Below are 21,712 nucleotides of genomic sequence, written 5' to 3'. Positions count from 1 at the left end.
ATCCACCAGTTGGTAGATGTTCTATTAGTATTTTAAGCGGTGAACGGTTATAGCTTAGCTTAACTTTTCAACCTGCATGTAGTTCAACTCTACTGGTGTAGAACGGCCGAAGATCTTTACAGTCACTTTCAATTTCTTCTTCTCGTCGTTCACTTCCTCAATAATACCATTGAAGTCGTTGAAAGGCCCTTCAATGATCTTAATGGTTTCACCAACGATAAATGGCTCACTCATGCTAACACCACCTGTTTCAGCCATTTCATCCATTTTACCAAGCATTTTGTTAACCTCGGCTTTCCTCAGGGCAATAGGATTTTCCTTACCCAGGAAATGGATCACATTGGTAGTATTCTTAATAGCTTCGCGTAAATCGTCAGATAATTTATTTTCCAGCACTTCAATCATTACATAGCCTGGGTAATAGTTTCTTTCGCGCATCACTTTTTTACCATTCTGCACCTTATACACCTTTTCCACAGGCAGAAACACTTGCTTTACCACTTCACCCCAGCCACCACGGGAAATCTCCTTATCAAGGTATTCTTTTACCTTGCGTTCTTTACCGCTCACCACCCGTAGCACATACCATTTAGTTTCTTGTTGTTGAGTAGCTTGTTCCATTATCAAATAAGTGAATAAATAAATTTAAGGGCTTGTTGGGCAACCAGGTCCATAACCCATACCACCCCAGTGATCAATAAGGTAGCTACCAGCACAATTACCGTTGATTGTTGTAATTGCAACCAGGTAGGCCAGGTCACCTTTTCAACCAGCTCCCGATAAGATTCCTTCAGGTATGTTGATATTTTGTTCATGATCAGTCAATTAGCACTTTAGCAAATATATCCCGACCATAAGTCGGGATACACTAATTAAGTACAGTTTTAAGCACGGGCACTAGGATTCGAACCCAGATCGAAGGTTTTGGAGACCTCTATTCTACCGTTGAACTATGCCCGTAGATACACCAAACACTTAATACTCAACACTTAAACTTTTGCAAGCCAGTGTCAGGCTTATGTGTAAGGTGCAAAATCTTTATCAGAAAGCAAAGTACCTGAACGAAATTAGCCCAAGTACTTTGCAAATATACTAAGAATAAGACTCCTAGTTCTTCGCAATTAAGCGAAGGAGGAATGTTATTTCAGGATTTCAGTAACCTGTCCGGCACCTACTGTACGGCCACCTTCGCGGATCGCGAATTTAAGACCTTTTTCCATCGCGATAGGTTGGATCAGTTTTACGTGCAGGTTGGTGTTATCACCAGGCATTACCATCTCAGTACCAGCTGGTAATTCTACTTCACCGGTTACGTCGGTAGTACGGAAGTAGAACTGAGGACGGTATTTGTTGAAGAATGGAGTGTGACGTCCACCTTCTTCTTTGCTCAGTACGTATACTTCGCCTTTGAACTCAGTGTGAGGAGTGATAGAACCTGGTTTTACAATTACCATACCGCGACGGATATCTTTTTTATCGATACCACGTAACAGCAGACCAGCGTTATCACCAGCTTCACCTTCGTCTAACAGTTTGCGGAACATTTCCACACCTGTTACAGTAGATTGGATTGGTTTTTCAACCAGACCTACGATCTCTACAGCTTCGCCCACTTTGATACGGCCTCTTTCGATACGACCAGTAGCAACAGTACCACGACCAGTGATAGAGAATACGTCTTCAACTGACATCAAGAATGGTTGGTCAACCGGACGAGGAGGAAGAGGGATATAAGTATCAACAGCTTCCATCAGCTCTTGAACACATTTAACCCATTTTTCTTCACCGGCCAGAGCACCAGTTGCAGAACCTTTGATGATAGGAGTATTGTCGCCATCGAAACCGTAGAAGCTTAACAGCTCACGGATTTCCATTTCAACCAGCTCAAGTAACTCTGGGTCATCAACCAGGTCTACTTTATTCATAAATACCACCATACGGGGAACGCCTACCTGACGAGCAAGCAGGATGTGTTCTTTTGTTTGGGGCATAGGACCATCTGTAGCAGCCACAACCAGAATAGCACCATCCATCTGGGCAGCACCGGTGATCATGTTCTTCACATAGTCAGCGTGACCGGGGCAATCCACGTGTGCATAGTGACGATTTGCAGTCTGATACTCCACGTGCGCGGTGTTGATAGTGATACCACGCTCTTTTTCTTCAGGAGCTGCATCGATCTCGTCATATTTTTTTGCCTGCGCCAATCCCGATTTAGCCAAAATGGTGGTGATGGCGGCAGTTAAAGTGGTTTTACCGTGGTCAATGTGACCGATGGTACCAACGTTAACGTGAGGTTTATCCCTCTTGAAAGTCTCTTTTGACATCGTTATCTGTTTTTAGTTGTGGTTTTATTAAAAAAATTACAAAAACCCGTCCTTTATAACCTTTGCAGGGTAAAAAGGATTTATGTATCCGGCACCAGATAGCCGATGAAGCTTCTGTTGCGTCGCACATTTCTTCTATAGATCTATACCAGGCTTTCTTCTCTTTCCGGTAACCATCCGGTCGGTAATAGCCGATATAAATTTTTGCGATTTTGGGGTTCAATACCCATCAAATCTTCAAATAACTTCAGTTATCGCCTTGATCAATAACTTATGAGCCGTTAGTGAGAATCGAACTCACGACCTCTTCCCTACCAAGGAAGTGCTCTACCACTGAGCTACAACGGCACCTAACAATTTAAATGAGCAGAAGACGATCCGCCAACCGGCGGACGCGACCACAGCATGAATTGCCGTCGCTCATTTTCCAAAAGAGCGGAAGACGAGGTTCGAACCCGCGACCTACAGCTTGGAAGGCTGTCGCTCTACCAACTGAGCTACTTCCGCATAAAAATTAACTAACTAAATAAAAGAGCTTAACACGAATGTGCCCGCCTTTTCCGCCAGTAAGCGGATCGACGGGCGAAGTGGGCAGGAGAGGAGTCGAACCTCTGAAGTCGAAAGACAGCGGATTTACAGTCCGCCCCATTTGGCCACTCTGGAACCTGCCCATTTAAATACAAATGTAAAAGCAAACACGCAACGTGAAATTTGCTGAGCCACTTGTCGGAATCGAACCAACGACCTACTGATTACAAATCAGTTGCTCTACCAGCTGAGCTAAAGTGGCTTATTAAAAGCATCTATCAAAAAACTTTTTCTCCTCCCCTACAAGCCGCAATTTTTTTTGCAATATTAAGGCACTGTCTCCACTATTCAATTATTATTTTTTTGCCAAAATCTCGCTTCAAAATAACTGAAACTCAAGCCTGTAAAGATCTTTTTTCCTCTTTTTCTTACCCTGCTATTTTTTGGGGAATGCAAAGGTAAATGAATTTGTGTAATTCTAAAACTTTGTTCACTATTTTTTTTGCTTGTTTTCAACGATTTGCAAAAACTTTCCAAACACCCCCATTACACAAGGGGCCGCAAAGCTAATGACTATAACAATTACTCGCGCACGTAAGGGCAAAAAAAAACCTCCCCAATGGGGAGGTTTTGTAAAAGTGAATGAATTATCTGTAAAAGAAGTTAACTCAAAATTCAGGCAGCTTGCTTTTCCTTTTTTCTCTTAACCTGATTCACCAGTGAATCCAGTGCCTGGTCAAACGACTCTTCAAACGACTTCGAACTGCACTTTACGAAAAACTGGTGGCGAGGCACCTGCACTCTAATTTCTGCGATTTTATCCTTTATGTTGTGCACCACATTATCCAACTTCAGGTATACGTCTACCTTAATAATGCGGTCGTGAAAAGTATTAATTTTTTGAAGTTTACGATTAACATATTCGACTAGTTTTGAATCAGCAGTAAACCGCACAGACTGAATGTTTACGTTCATAACAATCGCATTTTAACAGTGAAACAATATTTAACAATAAATGAAAGATCTTATTTGTTTTGCCACCTCTATCGTGAGTGTGAGATACAATGTGGTGGCTCGTTTGCAGGAGAATTATACTACTACATAAGCGCATCATTTAAGCTCTATGAAGATAATACAACAGGATTTCTTTTCCAAATTAAATTGTAGTTTATACAGTAAAGAAATTGAGGTTTACTACAAAAAAACCATTACCAACTATTAGCTTTTTTTTAGCATAAATCAACAACAATTTTCCTTTAGCAACAATCATGCTTCCATTCCCATCAGCATTAGAAACAAACTGGCAAAGGGCCTCACAACCTTTGCATCATAATGTGGCTATATGCCATTGTATAATAACTCTCTGCATGTTATCAATCGTATAAATAGACCAGTATATTGTATGTATACCAAACTATACTTTTATCAACGATCAATGACACTGTAATTTAGAAAACGAAACCTTCTTACTATAGGAGATAGATCACCGGAAAGAATGATGCAGATCATTATTAACCAAGGCAGCGTTACAATTAAGCTTTGGGATGCGCCTTCTTATAAATATCCTTTAACTTCTCAATGGTATTATGCGTGTAGATCTGTGTAGCAGCCAGGCTCGAATGGCCCAGCAATTCCTTTACTGCATTTAGATCGGCGCCATTATTGGTTAAATGGGTGGCAAAAGTATGGCGTAATACGTGCGGGCTCTTCTTATCAACCGTGGTAACCAGGCTTAAATAAGCCTTTACTGCATTATAAACATACGGCGCATTCACCTGCTTGCCTTTCTCATTTATCAGCAGGTATATCCTGTTGGGCGCTTCAATGGCTTGTTTTGCTGTAATGTATTCGTTGATCTCTTTTATCAATGCTGCACTAACCGGTATCACTCGTTCCTTATTTCCTTTTCCCAAAACCTTAATATTATTAGCTGCCACATTCACCTGGCTTTCCTTCAGGTTCACCAGTTCACTACGGCGCATGCCGGTATTGTACAAAATAGCCAGTATTAACCTATCGGTTTTGCCGGCCCAGGTATCGGGAAATTCTACATGCTGAAATAACGTATTGGTATCTTTCTGCTCAACGTATACCGGTAATCGCTTTGGTATTTTGGGCGACACAATGGTAGCCATGGGCGATTGTTCTAACTCACCGGTACGCAAATGATATTTAAAGAAGGACTTTAGCGAAGATATTTTACGGTTAATGGTCTTTGCAGTGTTCTTCGCTTCTTTCAGCGAAGCCAGCCAGCTACGAATAAAGGAAGGGGCTATTTCTTTTAAAGCAGGTTCCTGCATACCAAATTGCTCCTGCAGATAGGTAAAGAACTGGTGCAGATCTTCTTCGTAGGCGATGATCGTATGCTGCGAATACCTTTTTTCAAACTTCAGGTAATCGAGAAAATGATTGACCACAACAAGATTAAATTCAAAAGAGGCCATATTGATACAAAAGGTACTTAAATATCAATATATTACAAACAAGAAAAGCCACTTGTTCAGTGGCTATTTCAGATATTTTTACAGCGAGGAAATTTATCCTTCGATCTGACCGCTGGCAATCTTCTGCTTGTAGATAGCTTTCAACACCTGACTGCGACGTACTATCGACGGCTTGGTGTAAGATTGACGCTCTCTTAATTGCACCAATATCTTCGCTTTCTCAAATTTCTTTTTGTACTTTTTGAGGGCCTTGTCGATATTTTCGCAATCTTTTGAATCGATAATTAACATATATTATATACCTCCTTTAGGCGCTTTTTAGGCCTGCAAATATAGCCTTAATTTCCAAAATATTCAAAATACCCTCTAAAATTCCGAATTTTGCCACATGTTTACAGGAATAATAGAAACCATCGGAACCATTGAAGACGTTCAAACGGCAGGCAGTAATAAAACTTATTGGATCTCATCCCCTCTTTCTCAGGAGTTTAAGGTAGACCAAAGCGTTTCTCACAACGGGGTGTGCTTAACTGTTGAAGAGGTTAAAGGCAATCGCCACCGGGTTACCGCCATTGCCGAAACCCTCCAAAAAAGCAATCTCAACCACTGGAAAACAGGCCATCTGGTAAATATTGAGCGCTGTATGCTCATGAACGGCCGGCTCGATGGCCACATTGTTCAGGGGCACGTTGATACTACCGCTGTTTGTATTGATAAAAAAACGCTGGAGGGCAGCTGGGAATTTCGTTTCCGTTTTCCCGATCAGTTTGGCGCACTGGTTATTGAAAAAGGGTCCATCAGCCTGAACGGCATTAGCCTCACCATTTTCAACGTTACCAAAAATGAGTTCTCTGTAGCCATTATTCCTTATACTTACGAGCATACCAACATTCAACAAATAGAGAAACAATCGGTTATAAATCTTGAATTTGATATGGTTGGAAAGTATATAGCCCGTAAGATTGAACTCACCGCCGGTAGAAACTAACAAAATACCTAACATCATGCTAAGCCGTCTTTTGATTGACCGATACAAAAGGTTCAGGAAAACCGCATACCTGCGCCAGCCTTTCAATTACCGGCATCAATATGCTTTTATAGGTATAGGTCAACATAGCCTTAGTAATTTATATCCGGTCATCCATTTTCAGGGAGTTCCATTAAAAACCATTTGTACCCGGCATTTAAAAGATGCCCAACAAATGGCGGCGCGTTTTCATGGCTGCACCGGTACCGATCAGCTTTCAGATATTATAAACGACGCATCTGTTAAAGGGGTATTTGTTTGCGCCAACCCATCGCAACATGCGGCCATAACCAGTGAATTGCTACAAGCTGGTAAACATGTTTTTGTTGAAAAGCCCCCCTGCTTTTCGTTACAGGAGCTGCATTCCTTAATAAAACTGCAGGGCCAGCAGCACTGTATGCCGGGCTTGCAAAAGCGCTTCAGTCAAATAAATCAACTGCTTGAACCGCACCGTTCAAAAACAACTACGTATAGTTGTCGTTATCTTACCGGCGCATATCCTGAAGGGGATGCTGTATTGGAATTGTTTATTCACCCGGTTGACAATTGCATCCGGCTGTTTGGCGATGTACAGCGTATTCAAATCAATACTTCTCTCAAAAACAATATAACCTGTTTTGTATCTATTCAGCATATAAACGGCATTATGGGTATCATCCATTTGTCAACCGACCATTCGTGGCAATTTCCGGTCGATGAATTGGAGATCAATACCCACGCTGCGGTTTTTCAGGCCTCCTACCCCAATAAACTGGTGAGTATTGAAAAGTCAGCGCGCTTTTTAAATATCCCGCTCGAAAAGATATTCCCTACTCCGGTAGTTAAAAAGGTTCACCTCGACAATACCGGCTTTGTTCCCATAGCAGGTAAGAACAATATAGCCATGCAGGGCTTTTCAGGAGAAATTACTCATTTTGTAAACAGTGTAGAACAAAACAAATACACTGCGGAGCATAGCTTACAAAGCCTGATCACTACCTACGAAGTTCTTGAAAAAATAAAGGGTTATCTTGATAAACAATAGCTATGCTTTGTTCTCAAGTTTCCTGAAGTACTCATTGTAAGTAATATTTCTGTCGGCCTCCCATTGATAATAGCCGAATAGTTTTGAGGTCATGGTTTTACCAAAATACTTTTCAAAAGTGCGATAGAGGATCACATCGTATTTACGGTGAAAATTCAGCCAGCACTGGTTGCAATTATGAACGTATTCCTTATGTATTTTTTGAGTGGGTTTGCCATTGAAGATCTCATCGAGACTTTTATCAAACACATTGCCGATCTTAAGATCGAGGTTTTGGCAAATAGGCACCGCGCCATCGGGCAATATCACCAGGCTGTCTAAAATACTGTAACACCGCATTTTCAAATTATTCTGCCGCCACTCGTTATACAGTACCAGAAAATCATAATTCTCACTAAACTCTTTTATGATCCCGGGGATCCTGGCTGTAAAGTTTTCCCGCAGCCTCGAAAAGTCGTGTTTGGGTTGCGATAGATTAGTAAGCTCCAGTTGTTTTTTTGCTTTCGCCTCATCCAAAACACCTGCAGCTTTCAATCCCTTTACATCGGCAAATTGCAATTGTTCTTCTCCTTTATGGCTACCTATTTCAGTATCGTGGGCTTTATCTACCGTATCAAAAAATGCGATATCGTTATATATACCTACCCGCATATCTATGCCATACTTCTTACAAACCTCAGCCACATGTTGCATATCGTCAAAATCATTATAGGGCGATAGTGTAAACATAACCGAAATGGGCAACACATTGTGCAACTGTTCTATTACAGTAAGCACACTATGGTACCCTGGCTTGCCCCTCATATGCAAATAGGTTTCCTCAGTGCCATCCAGCGAGATCAACAAGCGTTTAGGCGGAAACTTCTTCACCGCCTGTATCAGCTTTTCGGGCTTTAAGCAATTTGATAACAGGTCAAACTGAGGATGATTGTGATAAAACCACTCAAGTATCTTCTCTGCTTCGGGGTGTAACATAAACTCACCTCCTTCCAGCCCTACAGCCGTATTTTTTGTAATACACCGGCTTTTCATGATCTCTTTGATCTTTTCAAAAGAAAGATAATTCACCGGGCGTTTGGCCCAAATAAGACAGTGTTTACATGCCGAATCGCACAGATCCGTAGCATAAATCATCAAAGTCGACAATTTCTTATTACCCGGAAAAAGCTGATTATGAAGAAACCGATAACCCCGCTGTATATAACTTGAAAGGTTATACATATTTATTTTGAAGTACTATAATTGATGAATATAACATAAACTACCGCCAAAAACGCTCAAAACTATACAATATTTTCCGCAGTGCGGTATCAAAGCCGAATCCACGCTTTATTGTTCCAAAAAACCGTTTTGTCCTGGGGTGATGGCGAAATAGCGATGGCCTTATCTTTGCCTGGAATAACCGGCAGCTGCGCTCCCCCCCTGTCAACTAATACCCGCGGCGCAATAAATACACCACCATTAATGTCCCGGGGTTCTATGATCGTTGGTAAAGTCAACAACGTATCGCGTTTTACCTGGTTTACTATAACTACTGAAGCCGTATCCAGTTTCTGTAACATAAGCGCTTCATGTAAACCACTTCTGAAAACAAAAGCGCCATCTACTTCGTCGGGAAGATTTACTATATACAACTTCCCTTTGCCGGCATTATCGTGTGCCATTTGCAAAAGGGAGGTAACAGCAACAGAAGCCTTGCGCCAGTTATTGTTGGTTGCTTCAAGAAAATAAACAAAATATATTACTATAGCAGTAACCATTACCAGCAAACTCCGCCTGTATTCCAGTAAACAAACCAAACAAAAGCTTATGACTATGCACAAAAAGAAGGAAGGAAAATGAAGAAAGCGATCGCTCTCTGAAGTATGGGTGCTTACGCCAAAAAGAAAAGGTATTAACAACGCCGCAAATAGCGAAGTGAGCATTTGCAGGAAATAATACACTGCCCGCTTGTCGTTATTGATCTTTTTCCAAAGCCTCACCAAAACCACGCCCAATACAACAACAAGCACTAAGAACAGTATACTAATAACCCGGTTATTTGCCATGGGCGGCAGAAAAAGACGCCCCAGCGATTTAACCGATTTGCCAAGGATGGCCACCACATTTACGTTTAAAAAACCTTCACCATATTCACCCGTAACTACACCCGACACTTTTACCCGCACTATAAAATGCAGCAACAATGTAAGCACCATTGCTCCCATCCACTCCACCTTCTTGCGCATTGGCATTTCTGTTGTCAACAACCATAAGAACACAACAGCCGGCAAAACCATTACCGATTCGTACCCCGTCATACCAATAAAATAACAAAGGGCTACACCAGCCATCTTTTTGTAGTTGCTCCAATTGCTAACCATACAAACCAGGGCCAGCATGGCAAACGTATTGCCCATTAATGCAGCCCGGCCCAACACCCAATTAATTGGTTCGGAGTGAAATGGATAAATAAGGAACAGCAAGGCGCTAAGCACTGCTGTAAGCAATTGTTTATGTTCGTTATCAGTCCACCTCCAGCGACTGCAAAAATGAAAAAGGAGTACGGCATCAAGGGCATGAAAAAGAATATTCCATAAATAATACCCGGCAGGGTGCAGCCCATTGATCACATAGTTTATATACAAAGTGATATCAGATAACGGGCGAAAAAAGCCATCAACATTTAACTGTTTATCAATGCAAACTTTCTTAAGTACAATATGATCATCTGCAACAAACGAATTTCCCAATATAGGCCAATACACAACCAGCGCAAGAACGCTTGTTACCAGCCACTGCATGTACCAGGGCAGCTTTGCAAAACGCATAAACCAATTACCCGGCGATTTGCTCATTTGTAATAAACTCATTTTTACCAGATGTTTTCAAGATTCTCCTTGGTATAGGTAGTATTCCTGGTTTTAAAATAACTGTTTCTCAACTGGTCATTGATTACCTTTTTCTTAAAGGCTTTAGATAGAAACGACAGCGGTATCAAAATAAATATAAATACAATGGTAAGCACTACCTTATTCACTACCGATCCCATTATATGGGTGAGCTTCGACCATAACAGGCAAATATGTTCTGCAAGCTTTTTAAACAATAAGCCTGTTAATCCTATTACGAGGGCTGCCAATAAACACCAGGCATTTTTAGTATACCAGAAAAGCATGCCCAGCATTATCATAAATGCCAGCAAAGTTTCAAGCACCTTACTTCTTGTCATATAGTTAAAATAAGGTATAAATAAATGGCGCCAGGGAAGTTCCACCCAGTATCAACAGCACCCCAATTAGTATAAAGATTATGATCAGGGGAGCAAGCCACCATTTCTTTCGCTCCTTTAAATAATTCCACAGGTCTTTCAGGAAATCCATACAATATATTAAAAGTTAACCCCATCCTTTGTAAGGTGAGGTGTTAAGGCATTATAGATAACATCGGCCACTTTTGCAGATCCCTCATTAGTATAATGCATTATGTCATAAAAATAAAGCGTATCCTTTGGCATTTGTGTAGCAAGATCGATGCAAAATACTTTATTGGCATCAGCAACCTGCATAGTTACATTATTATACAATTGCAGCTTCTTCCAAAACAACAGGCCATTCTCCGTATCATTCCAAACATGAAGATCAATGTTGGGATTTCCACCATTTACCGTTCCATCACCCGTAACAAGGGGCTGAGTTATAAATACAGGTTGTATTTTATATTGCCTGCATAGCGCTATGATCTTGGTTAAACGCTCCCTGAACCTTTGCAAAATAACGTCCTGTTTTTTTAAGGCCGAATCAATATATGCTTTTTCAAGGTGTATTGATTTAAAATCCTTAAAATCCCAGTTTTGCTTATCATTATAAACGTGAACCGGGTGTATGATCCACTTTACATCATATAAAAAACTAACCGTTTTACTATGCCTTCTAAACCAGGCTGTAGAAAAAGCACTGCTTGTATATTTCGAGGAATCTACAACCGTCAAATCATCACGATCAATATCATTTACCCCAACGAGGAATAAAGCTACTTTCGGTTTAAACTTCAACCTGGCCACATAATAGTACAGAAAATTCAAATGCCCATAAGATGAATGCCCGTCAATACCTGCATTGTTTATCCATACTTTGGGGCATTGCTTTTTGAGCTTTTCGCCTAACAGATCGGTCCAGGTTTTGCCATCCGAAATAAAAGAACTGGCGGTTGTACTTCCCCCTATTGTTAAAATAGAAAGCTTATTTTCTATATCAACCGGCGGCTCTTCGCCCCGGAAACCAATACTATTTCTGTGGTTTACAATAACCGCATCTAACCGCTTGTTTAAATCATTATGTAAAGTGAAAGTTCTGTTTACAGCCATTTCCCAGTTAGCGCCTGTGAGGCTTCGGGGAAAGGGATAATAAAAACGTAAAAAGATCTCCAGAAATAATATTACTATTATTACCAGGTACAGCGTATATAAGAGGGCTCTCTTGATCTTGTTTTTACGTAAAAGCATCTTGCTTTTTTAAATTAGTATTAATCCAGGGCTTCACTCAATTGCCATTTATCTTTTCCGGGCATAGGCGTTTGCCTTTTTTTATCGAAAAGATAATTACCGGCCACCAGGAAATCCATATCGGTACGCATAAAACAATTGTATGCTTCTTCCGGTGTGTTTACAATAGGTTCCCCCCTTACATTAAAACTGGTATTTATCATTACCGAACAACCTGTTATACCTTTAAATGTGTTCAATAATTTCCAAAACCGGGGGTTTGTTTCATGGTGTACTGTTTGTAGCCTTGCCGTATAATCAATATGGGTAACTGCCGGTATGTTGCTTCTTTGAAAATACAGTTTACCCAACAGGTCTTTCTTTACAAAATCTGCAGGTAATGGAACCTGTAAGTCAAACTTTACTTGTTTTACCAACGACATATAGGGCGAAACACCATTGTAAGCAAAATACTCAGCCACGTCTTCTGCCAATACTACAGGAGCAAAAGGCCTAAACCCTTCCCGCATCTTGATCTTTTCATTCAATTTCTTTTGCATATCGGGGTTGCGGGCGTCGGCAATAATGCTTCTGGCACCCAATGCTCTTGGCCCAAACTCCATACGGCCCTGGTGCCAGCCTATCACCTGCCCATCTGCTACCAGCAACGCCACCTTATTCAACAGCTCGTCCTCACTATTAAAATATTCATAGGGCGCATTGTATTTTCTGGCCACAACGGCTATATCTGTATCAGCATATTCAGGTCCTAAATAAGCACCTTTCAAACCATCCATTTGAGTAGTGCTCACCTTCCTTTCGCTCCCAAAATAAATATAGTGGCCGGCACAGGCTGCGCCTAATGCACCTCCGGCATCACCCGCAGCGGGCTGAACGAATATTTGTTTAAAAATTCCGGCGCTATCTAATTTCCCGTTGGCCACACAGTTTAATGCCACCCCACCGGCCAAACATAAGTGATTGGCGCCGGTAACCCGTTTTGCTTCGCCGGCGAGCTTTAAAACAATTTCCTCGGTCACCAGCTGAATGGCCAGGGCCAGGTCGCAATATTGTTGTTCAGGAAATGATTCGGGTTGCCGCCTGGGAAAACCAAACAGCTGTTCCCATTTTTTATCATTCGCCATCCGTAATCCGGTGGCGTAATTATAATATGACTGATCAAGGAATATAGACCCATCATCTTTTATGTTCACCAAATGCGCCTTAATAAGCTTTACATATTGGCGAACCTCATCCGAATGCGGATTGCCATAAGGCGCCAATCCCATTAATTTATACTCACCCGAATTCACCTTAAACCCACAGAAATAGGTAAAGGCAGAATATAAAAGCCCCAATGAGTGGGGAAACTGCAACTCTTTTAAAACAGTAATTTTATTTCCTTCACCCAAACATATAGTAGTGGTGGCCCACTCCCCCACCCCGTCGATGGTTAAAATAGCCGCTTTTTCAAATGGAGAAACATAAAAAGCGCTGGCAGCATGTGAAAGGTGATGTTCAGGAAACAATAGCTTTACTTTGCGGCTGCCTGCTTTGTCAATTTCGCTTAACTCATCGCGGATTATTTTCTTCAGAAACATTTTCTCTTTGATCCAAACCGGCATCGATGTAAGGAAAGACCGCAACCCTTTGGGAGCGCTTGAGTAATAGGTTTCCAGCAACCGTTCGAATTTTAGAAATGGCTTTTCATAAAAAACCACGGCATCTATCTCGTTCAGCGATTTACCGGTATATTGTAAACACCACTTTATGGCATTAACGGGGAATGCCTCATCATGCTTTTTGCGGCTAAATCTTTCTTCCTGGGCTGCCGCCATTACCTCACCATGCTGCAAAATCACAGCCGCCGAATCGTGATAAAATGCTGAAATACCAAGTATAGTCATCTGAGTCAAATATATAAAAGGTGTACGGCATGTGGCTAAAAAAAAATATCAACCCGCGCGGGTTGATATTTTAATTGTTTCGCTTTCAGAATATTATCGCATAAGGTACATTTTACCATACCCGTTGTTGAAATATTTGTCGGTATCGTCGTTGGTTGCCTTGTATTTATCCATTGGCTTACCATTCAGCGATGTAACCACCCGGTACAGGTAAACTCCGTTACCTAATTTTTGTCCGTACTGATCGGTACCATCCCATTTAAACTCGGTAATATTCCTACCAATATGTAATGGGCCCAGTTCATTCATGGTTATCTCCCTTACAATTTTACCGGTTACCGTTAAGATCTGGATGCGGATATTTTGCGGAAGATCGCTACCAGTTACCGTAAACACAAAGGCGGTTGAGGTACTGAATGGGTTTGGATAGTTCAACAGGTTCGAGATCATGGGCTTGGAGATCACTTTGAACCCTATACGGTAAGCAATATCACTTGCTTTGTTACCGCTTGCATCTTTACCAACTACTATCAGTTCATAATCATCGCCATTAGGATCTATCTGATTGGTGAACTGTGGCGTAAATTCTATGGTAGCCGTATTATCTGAGTTACTGGTGGCCGGAATGAACCGCAGGGTATCACCATCAAAATGATACGTGCGCAGGGTTCCATCGGGATAACGCACCTGTACCGTGCTTATAGTGGTATCGCTTAGCAATGCATACTTCGATTCATCTTTAATTTTTATCTGAATATGCGGCTTGGCCGATACAATATCATTGTTCAAAATGTGCACCCCATCAAACGTAACATCCAGTAATGGCCTTTCGTTATCCGGACGAACATAAAAATCCTTGTACACAAAGTTGTTCGACAAATAATGCTCTGGCTGTTCATAATCTGGATTTACAGTTAAATACAATGTATTGTTACCGGGGTAACTGGATGTACTTAACTCCATATCAATTTTTATAGTGTCGCCTACAATTATTGGCTTATACTTTTTAGTAAACACATCATGTGTTACGTTATTACGGTCAATTACATACGCCTTAACAAGCATACTATCTGGGAAGTCATTATAGCTTATATTCTTGAATGCAATTCCAAATTTCATTTGTTCACCCAATTGCATCGTATCTTTTGAAACCACATACATGTTTGCCGCCAATGAGCCTTCAGGTATGGGGTCGTAATAAATACGCCAGTATTTTAACTGATAAGGGGTAAGTCCAACCCTGTCCTCGTTCCTCATTTTAAGCGCTATAAACGGATACAGCTTTTCATCAACGCCCGACAGATCGAAACTGGTAACACTTTTATCAATAGTATTCAGTATCGTCTCAACGCCATTTTTGTTTATACCTATAACATCCAGTGAAACCTTATCATAAGAGGGGTTTTCCATGGAAGTTCCCTTCCATTCCAGCGTTTTCCATTTTTTAGCGGGGCCAAAGTTCGGCGATCTCATGTAACCCAGGGTATCTTTCGAGGTAATATAAGCAAGGCCCCTTGTTACCGAATTCACGCTGTCGCCATAACCCCAAACAGGAGCAAAGGTTGAGCCTGAACCCTTTTGATAGATCAGGAACCATGCCCGCGGTTTGTAAATGGAATCAATGCCTACAAAACCAGCTCCCAGTAATTTATGGTATAACGAAATATTATGACCGCTGGTTAAGTACAATGAGGTATCCGCCGCCCAGGTTGCAGAATATGAATTCGGGTTATTTTGATCAAAACTACGAACCACTACATAGTCACCGTCTGGAATAAGATCCATAAAGTCCATAGCCTTTTTCCGGTCTGCCGCAGTCATATAAGAATATTCAAAATTATGGCGCCTTAAGGTATTGTCGGCGCCTACTTGTGATACACACACCGAATTGGCGCTACCATACAAAAACAAAGCATTATTGTTGGCATCAACATTTAACCACGGTTGCAGTGAAACACTATCAAATACATTAAACACCAGCGACCTGCCCAGGCAGGCACTCTGAATTCTATCATAACTGTTTACCGCAACCTGCAAATGATTTTCCTGGCTACAGCTCGCCGATGTTCCAAAAATGCAGTTTATTACCTGAATGGTGCTGCTGTTTGTTCCGTACATCCAGGTTTGCGAGGCAGAATCCAAAATAAGCCGGTCATTTTTTGAACCAATATGCTGCCAGTATTGCGACTGGTTATAACCATCGGTATTAGGTTTGTACATAAACGAGCTGGTGGCCCATTGCAATTGTGCACCATTCTGTTGTACAGGTGCTACACGCCAATAATATACAGTGCTATCAATATAAGTAAGGTTTGAATTAAACTCAACAATACCACCGGTAGAGGAAGCAGATTTTGTCACCTTCAGGGGCGAATCGAATTTACCCGAAGTATCAATTTCCATTACATAGTTACGTAATGTACTTAGCGGATTAGCGGTAGAAGCATATAATGTTTGGGGTTGCTTATTAATAATAGCATAATTATATGGGTAAGCTGGCCGTGCTTCTTCTTCAAAAATATAAAAGTCCTTAGTAGCTGTATTATTACTTTCAGTTATTTCACTCACCACATTATCGGCATCGATGGTTGCAATGATCTTGTTTTGCCCTTTATCGCGCGTAGCAATAATAGGCACCTCCAGTTCTATAGAGTCGGCATAACGAAGTTTTGGTAATTTCTGACGATATACAACTCCGGTACTGCCATTAGGATACTGTTGTTTTATTTCTAACGTAACAGAATCACCAACTGCTTTACCCAGGTTCATTGTTTTTATTTTCAGCTTAAAACTTTTTTCTGCCAGCGAAATGAACAGTGGAGAGATCTTAATAAGCGGTTCTTCAATTACATAATCAGCCTGCGCCTGGGTATTCATTTTTACAGCCGGGTCGCCATGTAATTCTATTTCCTCGGCATGCATACGTGAATAAAAATCATATGAGCCAGTAGACCGCAACATATTACCTAATGCATCCCTCATTGTTTCACCCAATGGTTTATTATAATCCTGTTTGTTAATAACCCCATACAGCTCGGTGAGGTACAGGTTCAGGTAATTTACAACACCATAGTGGGTACTGGCTATAAATGCAATGGACCCGCGTTGTTTAGCGAGGGTATATTTTTCAGAAAGGGTTTCAATTGCACTTAACCGTAGCGAATAATAAGTGAAGAAGTCACCGGCCTTACAACCGTTCACAAAGAATACCGGATATTTTCCCTGATTATTATAATTCTGCGGTTCATCTATATTAAACTCCAGCGTGGTTGCTGAAGAGTGGCCGAAATAGTTAAGGAACGAAATGCCTTCATTAAACAATCGGGCTATTTTATCGGGAGCCACCTGTTCAACCGGGTTGGTTGAGGTTTTACAGAACGTATTCACCTTAGCACCAATAAGGGTGTCTTCAATAAGCCGCTGATATACGTCCATATAGTTACAAAGAACCGTACCCAGGTAAACGTCGCTTGAACCGGTAACATGAATACCCTGTTTCATCCATGCTCTGGCTGCAATTGTATTGGGAGCCGTTTTTTGCACCAGTTCATACTCTTTTACTTTCTCCAGATAATCTTCGAGCTCTTTTCCACTAACAGCCGATAAACGGCCAATAGGTGTTGTTGCTACAGGGAATGTGATATCCTGTGCACTTAACAGGTTATCTGAACCAGGCCAGCCCCAGGTAGGCACCAGGTTCAGCCGGTCGGCCAAATTATTTTGGCCCCTGTCGTAACGCTGGTAATCAGAATAATTCATTCCGCGCCCTATAAGAAATGCCGATTTTATGCTTACACTGAATGAATCCCGTGCAAACCGCAAAAAATTATGTATAGATAAAGGATGTTTTTTTATTCCAAAAGCAAATTGATCTACCAGTAAATCGATATCGACCACTATAGGTGTGTAACCGCCACCGGCGGCTGATGCGCGGTAAATCCTGTATTCATCAACAGGATTGTTCCCCGATGTACCGGTATACAGAATAGGGTTGGTGATAATGAGGTAATTGCCCTGAGTAGCAGTTTGTTTATAATTAATAAAATTACGGGCCGTAAAAGCAGTAACCGTATTAATATTAGCAGGATCTTCACTTACCAATACCAGATCACGACTGGCCGCCGTACCTGGCAATGCAAACTTCACTGTACCTGCGGTTGAAATATCTCCACTGAAACGCTCGCCACTTTTGGTATCGTACAACACCGGCGCTATATTATTACTACCGTAATTAAAGTTTGTTATGTGTAGCAGATAGCCGCTGCTTTTGGCAGGCAATGTAAATTTAAAGTTCGACTGACCATTAAAATTCCAGTTACGCGGGTAGGTTAATTCTAAAAATGAAACCACCATGCGGTCAAGAGAGATAGCGGAAGTATTCTGAAATTCAAAATTAACAGTCCCTGAACTGATGGTACTATTATCAACCGGCACATTAGATACAAGATCGTTATAATAATTCATCACAGTATCTTTCACCTCAACACCATTCATTCGTACTTTAATATTCCTGGTATTGAGTGCCACCCCAACTGCCCCAAATTTCAGTGAACTTTGCGGTCCGCCGCTATAAACATTTAAACCTGATAATTGAGCAGGATAAACTCCTCCTCCTCCAATTTCGGGACTGGCAAACACCTCGCCCTGATCATAAGAAGAAGAATATACCGGCACCCCAACAACTGATGCAAGCCCGGGGCTGGGGGTCTTTGTTCCGTTCTGAGGATAGTATCCGGCAGTGTACATAAAATAAGGCTCAACCGGCAAGGGGCTTGAGCCTGCGTTATTTGTTACATCGGTATATCTGAAACCTGCGGAGGTAGAATTGCTTACACTAAGAAAGTATACAGCCGTATCGGTTTGTAAACTATATCTTGTAGAGTGCTGGTACTCAGGAGCCCGGTACAGAGGCTTATCGGGCTTTCCATCGTTTTGTTCGCCCCAGAATTCAAGATAGCCGTTACCAGGTAACGCTCCGCCTGCAACAGATGGATAGAAAGGCACTTTCTCTCCATTGCGCCATAGCTCAAAGTTTTGCACCGGCCAGCCACCAATACCCATGGCATCGAGCAACGACCTGGGAACACGGTAAACGCCATCCCTTGCTATTTTGATCTTAAAATAAGTTTGCGAAAAATTTATCCATTCATGATTATATTTCTGGGCTGTTGCAGCAAAACCTGCTACAAGTAGCAACAGGGTAAAAATCTTCCTCATAGTTATACAAGTTTCAGATTCCTTTCAATAGGGTAGTTTACTTTTTGTTTCCCTTCTTAACCAGGTCCACTTTTAACGAAAACACATGGGTATATAACGGATTTGATTGATTGGCCAGGTTGGTAAAAGCATAATCTATCAGCACATTCGACAGCCTGAAACCGGCGCCTACACCTGGCTGATAAACCCACACTTTCTTTGTGTTGGTGATATCGTCATCATCCAATGCTCTTTGAAAATTGTTTATACCCGCCCTAACAAAGAACACATTCTTCCACGACGCTTCGAGCCCAAGCTTGGGATCGAGGCTCACGGCATTGGTGCTAAGAACTGTATTGCGACGGCCATCGAACGTAAAATCTAAATTGGCTTCAGTCATAAGGTTCAGGTTCTTGTTCAATCTGAAATTATAACTACCGCCCACTATAAGTTTGGGCGCTGTGAGCTCGGTTGTTTTACTTGGAATATCATTACCGGTGCGGTAGAACACTTCCTGCATTTCCCGCGATAAGCTGAACGACCAGGCGTTGAACGTAGTAGTTACATCGCGGGCCATGATGCCTATCTTCCATTTGTTATTCACTATTTGAATACCCGCATCAAAACCAAAACCCCAGGCAGTGGCCATATCACCAGCCTTGCGGTGGATGATCTTGGCGTTTACCCCGCCGCTTATCTTGCTTTTACCGGTTGACTTAATCTGTTGGGCCAGCGAAACTAAAAATGCATAATCGGCTGCAGAGAAGGAAGTCACATTTTGGAAATCAATAGAACCATCTGCCTCAACCAGGGCGGTGGTATTGGGAATTTCATCAACGGCAAAACGCAAAAGCGACAAGCCTAACACCCGTTTGTTATCTTTTAACGGAATGGCCAAACTGCCGTAATCGTATTTACCAATGCCGGCAAAATATTCGGCATGCATTAAGTTAACCTGGGGATTGTCCTTCACATTTACTAATCCGGCCGGATTCCAGTATCCGGCGGTTCCATCACTTACTGATGCTACCTGGGCGCTGGCCATTGCAAGGCCCCGGGCGCCGGCCCCAATATTCAAAAATTCATTAGAATATTTACGGAACTGGGCATAGGAAAAATGCTGTAACATTAACACCAGCAGGGTAACGTAAAAACGGGTCCTTTTCATTGATCCAATTTTCGAAATAAGCAACTTGTTGTAATTAGACTATTTCTTTAGGATATTGGCTGCACCCGTTGGCAAAGCGAGCTAAACAATGCATGAAAATGAAGCCATGTAAACAGGGCGGGGCCATCACTTCCAAACGATTTTACAATTAAAATATTGCATCTTTTAGGCAAAGTTCCGGTAATCCGTACATTTGCATAAATCGTTGATTTACTACATATAACCATGTATCAAACAACGGGTGTTTTATGTAGGTAGCGCAAATGTAAAACCTTTGCGCGGTCATCGGTAAAAGTATTTATTATTTCGTTTAATGTCAATACAATATGAACCTGGTAGCAGAACTACAATGGCGGGGTATGATCCAAGATATTATGCCCGGAACTGAAGATCAGTTAAATAAAGAAATGACCACCGGCTATATCGGTTTCGACCCCACGTCGGACAGCTTACACATAGGCAGCCTCGTACCTATCTTGTTGCTGGTACACATGCAAAAGGCCGGGCATAAGCCCATAGCCCTTATTGGTGGCGCTACCGGTATGATTGGCGACCCAAGCGGTAAAAGTGAAGAAAGAAATTTTTTAAGTGAAGAACAGTTGCAGATAAACCTCAACGGTATAAAAAATCAACTTGAAAAGTTTCTCGACTTTGATGCATCAAAACCCAATGCTGCTGAAATGGCCAATAACTACGATTGGTTTAAAGGCATTTCATTCATTCAATTCTTACGCGATGCCGGTAAGCATATAACCGTAAACTATATGATGGCCAAGGATAGTGTGCGTAAACGCATTGAAGGCGAAACCGGTATCAGCTATACTGAGTTTGCTTATCAACTAATGCAGGGCTATGATTTTTACTGGTTATATCAGAAGAAAAACTGCAAACTGCAAATGGGTGGCAGCGATCAATGGGGTAATATTACCACTGGCACTGAGTTTATTCGCCGTAAAATGGGTGGCGAAGCGTTTGCCCTTACCTGCCCGCTGCTCACCAAATCGGATGGCGGTAAATTTGGTAAAAGCGAAAAAGGCAATGTATGGCTGTCGCCAGAAAAAACTTCGCCTTATGAATTTTACCAGTTTTGGATAAACGCAGCTGATGCAGATGCCGAAAAATGGATAAAAATATTTACGTTCCTTTCTAAAGACACCATCGATCAGCTAACAGAAGACCATCGTAAAGATGCAGCAGCCCGCTTGTTACAGAAAACACTGGCCAAAGAAGTAACGGTTTTTGTTCATGGTGAAGCCGGTTACCAGGAAGCGTTGGAAACCACTGAAAAAACCTTTGGTAAACAAAACGCACCTGCCGAATCGCTTACCCGCGAAGACCTGGAAGGAATGGATGGAGTAACCAAGTTCGACTATGAGTTGACGAAAGTTCAAACAGGGGTTGATGTAGTAACTTTTTTAGCCGAAACAAAGATATTCCCCAGTAAAGGTGAAGCCCGTAAAATGGTACAGGGCGGCGGCGTTAGCATTAACCGCAAAAAAGTGGAAGATGCACAATCTACCGTTGATTCATCGTTGTTATTACACGGACAATACGTACTGGTGCAGAAAGGTAAAAAGCATTTTTACCTGGTGAATGTGAAATAAGAAAATGAAATTAAAAGGTCCGGAA

17 protein-coding genes and 5 tRNA genes are annotated in these 21,712 nt (G+C 41.7%); 3 read left to right on the top strand and 19 right to left on the bottom strand.

The window, feature by feature from the left end; translation table 11 throughout:
• Positions 1–54: 54 nt before the first annotated feature.
• The 11 genes from nusG to rpsU all read right to left on the bottom strand — a co-directional run bounded on the left by nusG (position 55) and on the right by rpsU (position 5,590).
• Positions 55–621: a transcription termination/antitermination protein NusG gene (nusG, locus tag GGD38_RS30410; RefSeq protein WP_081150214.1), complete on the bottom strand. Its 567-nt coding sequence runs from the start codon at positions 619–621 to the stop codon at positions 55–57.
• A gap of 2 nt (positions 622–623) precedes the next feature.
• Positions 624–815 (bottom strand): preprotein translocase subunit SecE, encoded by a 192-nt coding sequence (secE, locus tag GGD38_RS30405; protein WP_132566881.1) that lies wholly within the window; start codon positions 813–815, stop codon positions 624–626.
• Positions 816–889: 74 nt separating this feature from the next.
• A tRNA-Trp gene (locus tag GGD38_RS30400) sits at positions 890–960 on the bottom strand.
• A 179-nt stretch (positions 961–1,139) separates the two neighbouring features.
• Entirely contained in the window at positions 1,140–2,327 is a 1,188-nt protein-coding gene (gene tuf / locus GGD38_RS30395; protein WP_375303481.1) for an elongation factor Tu, read from the bottom strand.
• A gap of 276 nt (positions 2,328–2,603) precedes the next feature.
• Positions 2,604–2,675 (bottom strand) — tRNA-Thr (locus GGD38_RS30390).
• Between the two features lie 86 nt (positions 2,676–2,761).
• Positions 2,762–2,834, bottom strand: a tRNA-Gly gene (locus GGD38_RS30385).
• 81 nt (positions 2,835–2,915) lie between these two features.
• Positions 2,916–2,998, bottom strand: a tRNA-Tyr gene (locus GGD38_RS30380).
• Between the two features lie 46 nt (positions 2,999–3,044).
• A tRNA-Thr gene (locus tag GGD38_RS30375) sits at positions 3,045–3,117 on the bottom strand.
• 413 nt (positions 3,118–3,530) lie between these two features.
• Positions 3,531–3,830 (bottom strand): HPF/RaiA family ribosome-associated protein, encoded by a 300-nt coding sequence (locus GGD38_RS30370; protein ID WP_375303482.1) that lies wholly within the window; start codon positions 3,828–3,830, stop codon positions 3,531–3,533.
• Positions 3,831–4,387: 557 nt separating this feature from the next.
• A complete protein-coding gene (locus GGD38_RS30365) occupies positions 4,388–5,299 on the bottom strand; it encodes a tyrosine-type recombinase/integrase (protein ID WP_375303483.1) in 912 nt (303 codons plus the stop codon).
• A gap of 93 nt (positions 5,300–5,392) precedes the next feature.
• Entirely contained in the window at positions 5,393–5,590 is a 198-nt protein-coding gene (gene rpsU, locus GGD38_RS30360; protein ID WP_375303484.1) for a 30S ribosomal protein S21, read from the bottom strand.
• Positions 5,591–5,687: 97 nt separating this feature from the next.
• Here rpsU and GGD38_RS30355 point away from each other — a divergent pair, with 97 nt between their 5' ends.
• Together GGD38_RS30355 and GGD38_RS30350 are read left to right on the top strand one after the other, a co-directional pair.
• Entirely contained in the window at positions 5,688–6,287 is a 600-nt protein-coding gene (locus GGD38_RS30355; protein ID WP_375303485.1) for a riboflavin synthase, read from the top strand.
• Positions 6,288–6,303: 16 nt separating this feature from the next.
• Positions 6,304–7,350 carry a Gfo/Idh/MocA family protein gene (locus GGD38_RS30350; protein WP_375303486.1) on the top strand — a complete coding sequence of 349 codons (1,047 nt, stop codon included), beginning with the start codon at positions 6,304–6,306 and terminating at the stop codon, positions 7,348–7,350.
• Here GGD38_RS30350 and GGD38_RS30345 read toward each other — a convergent pair whose 3' ends face one another.
• From GGD38_RS30345 to GGD38_RS30310, 8 genes are all read right to left on the bottom strand, one after another.
• A complete protein-coding gene (locus GGD38_RS30345; RefSeq protein ID WP_375303487.1) occupies positions 7,351–8,484 on the bottom strand; it encodes a radical SAM protein in 1,134 nt (377 codons plus the stop codon).
• 176 nt (positions 8,485–8,660) lie between these two features.
• Positions 8,661–10,202, bottom strand: a complete 1,542-nt coding sequence (locus GGD38_RS30340) for a hypothetical protein (protein WP_375303488.1) — start codon at positions 10,200–10,202, stop codon at positions 8,661–8,663.
• Between the two features lie 2 nt (positions 10,203–10,204).
• The gene (locus GGD38_RS30335) at positions 10,205–10,561 is read right to left on the bottom strand and encodes a hypothetical protein (RefSeq protein WP_375303489.1); all 357 of its coding nucleotides are present in this window, start codon (positions 10,559–10,561) and stop codon (positions 10,205–10,207) included.
• 4 nt (positions 10,562–10,565) lie between these two features.
• Positions 10,566–10,712, bottom strand: coding sequence for a DUF5989 family protein (locus GGD38_RS30330; protein ID WP_375303490.1), 147 nt, complete (start codon positions 10,710–10,712; stop codon positions 10,566–10,568).
• Between the two features lie 8 nt (positions 10,713–10,720).
• Positions 10,721–11,833, bottom strand: coding sequence for an SGNH/GDSL hydrolase family protein (locus tag GGD38_RS30325; protein ID WP_375303491.1), 1,113 nt, complete (start codon positions 11,831–11,833; stop codon positions 10,721–10,723).
• A 20-nt stretch (positions 11,834–11,853) separates the two neighbouring features.
• Positions 11,854–13,719, bottom strand: a complete 1,866-nt coding sequence (locus GGD38_RS30320; protein ID WP_375303492.1) for a carbamoyltransferase — start codon at positions 13,717–13,719, stop codon at positions 11,854–11,856.
• Between the two features lie 93 nt (positions 13,720–13,812).
• A complete protein-coding gene (locus tag GGD38_RS30315; RefSeq protein ID WP_375303493.1) occupies positions 13,813–18,936 on the bottom strand; it encodes a C25 family cysteine peptidase in 5,124 nt (1,707 codons plus the stop codon).
• 37 nt (positions 18,937–18,973) lie between these two features.
• Positions 18,974–20,083, bottom strand: coding sequence for a PorV/PorQ family protein (locus GGD38_RS30310; protein ID WP_375303494.1), 1,110 nt, complete (start codon positions 20,081–20,083; stop codon positions 18,974–18,976).
• 359 nt (positions 20,084–20,442) lie between these two features.
• Here GGD38_RS30310 and tyrS point away from each other — a divergent pair, with 359 nt between their 5' ends.
• Entirely contained in the window at positions 20,443–21,687 is a 1,245-nt protein-coding gene (gene tyrS, locus GGD38_RS30305) for a tyrosine--tRNA ligase (RefSeq protein ID WP_375303495.1), read from the top strand.
• Positions 21,688–21,712: the final 25 nt, after the last annotated feature.

Source organism: Niastella sp. OAS944 (assembly GCA_024809215.1).
In the GTDB taxonomy this organism is placed as follows: domain Bacteria; phylum Bacteroidota; class Bacteroidia; order Chitinophagales; family Chitinophagaceae; genus Niastella.
This window is presented reverse-complemented; position numbering and strand designations above follow the sequence as displayed.

Coding starts and splice junctions, on each gene's coding strand:
- nusG (WP_081150214.1), bottom strand. CDS start 621: ATGGAACAAGCTACTCAACAACAAGAAACTAAATGGTATGTGCTACGG.
- secE (WP_132566881.1), bottom strand. CDS start 815: ATGAACAAAATATCAACATACCTGAAGGAATCTTATCGGGAGCTGGTT.
- tuf (WP_375303481.1), bottom strand. CDS start 2,327: ATGTCAAAAGAGACTTTCAAGAGGGATAAACCTCACGTTAACGTTGGT.
- GGD38_RS30370 (WP_375303482.1), bottom strand. CDS start 3,830: ATGAACGTAAACATTCAGTCTGTGCGGTTTACTGCTGATTCAAAACTA.
- GGD38_RS30365 (WP_375303483.1), bottom strand. CDS start 5,299: ATGGCCTCTTTTGAATTTAATCTTGTTGTGGTCAATCATTTTCTCGAT.
- rpsU (WP_375303484.1), bottom strand. CDS start 5,590: ATGTTAATTATCGATTCAAAAGATTGCGAAAATATCGACAAGGCCCTC.
- GGD38_RS30355 (WP_375303485.1), top strand. CDS start 5,688: ATGTTTACAGGAATAATAGAAACCATCGGAACCATTGAAGACGTTCAA.
- GGD38_RS30350 (WP_375303486.1), top strand. CDS start 6,304: ATGCTAAGCCGTCTTTTGATTGACCGATACAAAAGGTTCAGGAAAACC.
- GGD38_RS30345 (WP_375303487.1), bottom strand. CDS start 8,484: ATGATTTATGCTACGGATCTGTGCGATTCGGCATGTAAACACTGTCTT.
- GGD38_RS30340 (WP_375303488.1), bottom strand. CDS start 10,202: ATGAGTTTATTACAAATGAGCAAATCGCCGGGTAATTGGTTTATGCGT.
- GGD38_RS30335 (WP_375303489.1), bottom strand. CDS start 10,561: ATGACAAGAAGTAAGGTGCTTGAAACTTTGCTGGCATTTATGATAATG.
- GGD38_RS30330 (WP_375303490.1), bottom strand. CDS start 10,712: ATGGATTTCCTGAAAGACCTGTGGAATTATTTAAAGGAGCGAAAGAAA.
- GGD38_RS30325 (WP_375303491.1), bottom strand. CDS start 11,833: ATGCTTTTACGTAAAAACAAGATCAAGAGAGCCCTCTTATATACGCTG.
- GGD38_RS30320 (WP_375303492.1), bottom strand. CDS start 13,719: ATGACTATACTTGGTATTTCAGCATTTTATCACGATTCGGCGGCTGTG.
- GGD38_RS30315 (WP_375303493.1), bottom strand. CDS start 18,936: ATGAGGAAGATTTTTACCCTGTTGCTACTTGTAGCAGGTTTTGCTGCA.
- GGD38_RS30310 (WP_375303494.1), bottom strand. CDS start 20,083: ATGAAAAGGACCCGTTTTTACGTTACCCTGCTGGTGTTAATGTTACAG.
- tyrS (WP_375303495.1), top strand. CDS start 20,443: ATGATCCAAGATATTATGCCCGGAACTGAAGATCAGTTAAATAAAGAA.